Source organism: Desulfovibrio sp. ZJ369 (assembly GCF_011039085.1).
Taxonomy (GTDB): Bacteria; Desulfobacterota; Desulfovibrionia; order Desulfovibrionales; family Desulfovibrionaceae; genus Desulfovibrio.
In genome coordinates, this window is sequence record NZ_JAAKEI010000083.1 from 1 (window position 1) to 3574 (window position 3574).

General features: G+C 54.5%; 2 protein-coding genes and 1 pseudogene. 1 reads left to right on the forward strand and 2 read right to left on the reverse strand.

What is annotated here, in order from left to right; all coding sequences use genetic code 11:
• Positions 1-98 precede the first annotated feature (98 nt).
• Together G7Y51_RS13245 and G7Y51_RS13250 are read right to left on the reverse strand one after the other, a co-directional pair.
• The gene (locus tag G7Y51_RS13245) at positions 99-902 is read right to left on the reverse strand and encodes a tyrosine-type recombinase/integrase (RefSeq protein WP_165178213.1); all 804 of its coding nucleotides are present in this window, start codon (positions 900-902) and stop codon (positions 99-101) included.
• 554 nt (positions 903-1456) lie between these two features.
• On the reverse strand, positions 1457-2650 hold the full coding sequence (locus G7Y51_RS13250) for a DUF3987 domain-containing protein (RefSeq protein ID WP_165178214.1): 1194 nt from the start codon (positions 2648-2650) through the stop codon (positions 1457-1459).
• 244 nt (positions 2651-2894) lie between these two features.
• Between G7Y51_RS13250 and G7Y51_RS13255 the strand changes: the two are divergent.
• Positions 2895-3348 (forward strand): annotated as a pseudogene (locus tag G7Y51_RS13255) (IS5 family transposase); the annotation flags it as partial.
• Positions 3349-3574 lie beyond the last annotated feature (226 nt).

The following is a 3574-nucleotide window of genomic DNA, read 5'->3' on the forward strand; positions in this document are numbered from 1 at the left end:
CAATTGCCTGGCTGTTGCTTTTCCATCAAGATACGCATGAACAGCCTTGGTTCGGATTTCTTCAGATGCAAATTTCATCTCTGCAATCTAAACGATTTCTAAATAAAATAAAAGTCAAATTGCTCTAATCCGGCAGCGCTGTCCTTTTCCTGCCACTCCCGAATCAGCGGCAGGAGGGATGCCTTGATGGGCACTTCCCTCCACGCATCCGTATTCCCTTTTTTGGCGTTTGGGACACGGATGACGCCCTGCCCGATGTCCACATGCTGCCAGCGCAGACTGAGCATTTCGCAGGGGCCGACACGCATCCCGAACATGAAGCCAAGGATAATGACGCGCTTCAGGTGTTCGGGAGCCGCACGGTATAACGCCGAAACTTCCTCCGGCGTTGGCGGCATGTATCGGGCCGCTACGCTGGTCGGGGCCACCGGGAAAAGCGGCAGGCTTTCAATGACCCCGTTCCGATACGCCCAGTTGAACATCGCCTTGATGACCGCCATCTTGCGCCTGACGGTCGCGCCCTTGTTCCCTGTGGCAAGGCATCTGCGCTGCATTTCGATGAGGAGCAGCTTGTCCACGCGGTCAACGCTCATCTGCCCGTACCGCTCCATCAGCTCCTTTACGCTTTTGAGCGTCCTCGCAAGATTGGCCTCAGTAAAGTTCCTGTCCTGCAAGTAAAGATAGAACAGGCGTTCCACGGTGAGCGGCAAATCCTCACCCTGCATGGATTCGGGCTTTTGCACGTTTTCCGGCTCATACTGGAGCTGGTAGAGAATCAGGGCATTGAACTTTTCGGCAGCCGCCCTGGTTGGGAACGATTTGCTCTCCAGCTTGTGTGTTGTCGGGTTCCTCCAATAGACAATGTAAGGGTTTTTTCTGCCGTTCTTGACTCTAATTGCCATTGCACACCTCGGCATTTCTCCGGGATTTCCCGTTGAACTCCGCAAAAAGCTGTGCCGCCGACTTCCCGACCACGGAATGCGCGGGAGCTCTTCGGCACCTCTTGCCGCTTTTTGCCTGTGCTTCAGCGTGCAGTATGTCCGCTACCTTGATAACAGCGGAGGTTAACCATCGCAAGCCGTTCCCGCGCCCCCTGCCAAGGTTGATGGGCATGATCCCATGCGCTTCGAGCGTTTTTCTGGCATTGCTCTCGCTCATGTTCAATGCGACCGCGATTTGGGAGCGCGTGAGCAGGAGGGGGGCGATGGATGGTTCGTTTCGGGGAGCCTGATTTTCGCGTGATGGCTTGGGGCTTGCGCTCTCGCGCGTGACTGGTGATGCCTCTGTGAAAGGCTTCATCGGGATTGTCCTTTGCTCCTGCGCCTGTGGGCACAGGCTTGGTGGCAGGACAATATGCCGTTGGACGAGAGTAATGAGTGTTGCCTGAAATTGCCTGAGGCTACCAGGAAATAGGAGCCGACAGGGATGATTCCCTGCCGGCAAGTAACCGCAATTCTTAGGCTGGTTGGACGGCTGGGGTCAATTCAAAGAACTCCGGCCTGCGGCCACGCGCGACGGTCTGCGTGGTTCGTGTCACCTGGTTGCGGCTGACAAGTGCGGTCAGTGCCGTATCAATGATGTTCCGAGGCAGACGGCTGGAAAGCGCCAGCATGAGTGGCGTCCGCTGCGTACGCCCATGCTCCTGAAGGTAGCTCAGGATGACCTGTTCGGGCGACTCCTGTTGCGTGGTTCCGAACAGGCCGCCAATGGTTTTCCGCGAATAGTCGATGATAGCACAGGCTTCTTCCATCGTCTGTCGGGTGATGCTTTCCTCACGGTTCACGAGCGCAAGCGTCAGGGCGAGCTTGAGGCATATGACGGGCATACGCTGCTGGAGCGCGCGAATCCTGTCTGTGCATGTTTCGTTGCGAAGGGAGCGCAGAAGGCTCAGGTATACTTCCCGTGCATCCGCGTCGATTTCCACACGCTGCCTTGCGCCTCCTTCACTCAGGCTCTCAATGAGTTTTTCCCGGAGGTGGCGCATATCCTCTTCGGGATAGCTTCCATCGTCCTCGGCAATCTCCGGCGTGGGAATCCCCATGAACAGGAAGCGGTTGCCCAACCCGTTGAAGAAGGCCATATGGCGTAGCGTGGCAAGAAGGGCCATTGGCGTGATGTGCCCAATCGAGCCAAAATGGAGCTGGGGAATGGTAATCAGACGGCGATTGCATGTTTCGCTGACTTCCGCGCCATCTATGAACTTGATGAGCATTTGGGCCAGCGTGTTGTTCCACAGGCTTGCGTTTACAATCTGAGCAGAACACTCCTCGTCAATGGAGAGGAATCGGGTTTCCCCATCCTGGCATTCCTCCAGGACAGCGCTTATCATCTGAATGGTGCGCTTGCCAGAAGTCAATGTGGTGTTCTTCGTGGGGGCCAAAAGGTCACGATGTTCCGCAGGGAAAGTGTAGAGTTCGTTGATAATGCCGAGGCTTTCCCCCTTGCCGCAGCCAGAGGTGCCTACCAGAATGCAGTTGAGGTCAGCGTAAACTTCCCCACGCCACTGCACATGGGGGTATCTTCCCAATGCTGCGCCAAAGAAGGTGAGGTGGTGTATGAGGTTGTCTACCGTGCTGCCGCGCACAGAGGTGAAGTCGAGGATCTCGGAGGTGAGGCCGTGAAAGTAAGACGCATCAACTATATCGTTCATTATGTTCTACCTTCGTTTTGGTTTTGCGGCCAGTGGCCGCGTTCTAGAGTAAAATCCAGAAACCAAAATATAGCCTGTCAGTCCTGGCATGGGGGACGTCACCCAGACGGGAAGGCGTTACCCATGTGGCAAGACCACTAATTCGCTGGTGCAATGGAGGTAGAATCAAATGGCCCTAGGGTGCGTCGCCAATTGACAGTTGCTGAATAATAATTACTTCCTCTCTACCAACCTGGGAGGATGAATGATACCAGCTCACCGTCGCCACGATATATCTGATGGCCTTTGGGAAATTTTGAAACCACACTTGCCGGGCAGAGAGGGCGTCAGGGGAGTAACTGCGAAGGATAATCGTCTCTTCATAAACGCAGTCTTCTGGATTATGCGTACTGGCGCGCCATGGCGGGATTTGCCTCCTGATTTTGGTGACTGGAAAAATACACATCGCAGATTTTGTCGCTGGCGGGACAAGGGCGTATGGGAAAAACTTCTCGAAATATTGATAAATGAACCAGATTTTGAATGGCTTATGATTGATGCCTCACATATAAAAGTTCATCATAATGGCATGGGGCAAAAGGCGGCAGCCAGGATATGGGGCGCACAAAAGGGGGATTAACTCAAAGATACATTTGGCCGTGGATGCGCATGGTATGCCGGTCCGAATGGCTGTCACGTCAGGTACCGTCGCTGATTGTATGATGGGATGGCCCAGCCCGCTGAAACTCGGTAAACGTGGGGTATCACACCCCCAGAAGCAGGAGGCCACCATGAGCTCAGCGACAATCATCGGTATCGATTTGGCAAAGAACTCCTTTCATGTGTACGGCATGAATGAGCGTGGAGCGAAAGTGTTCAGTAAGACTCTCTCGCGGGGGAAGGTATCAGAGTTTTTCGCCTGTCATCCACGGTGTCTCGTGGGCA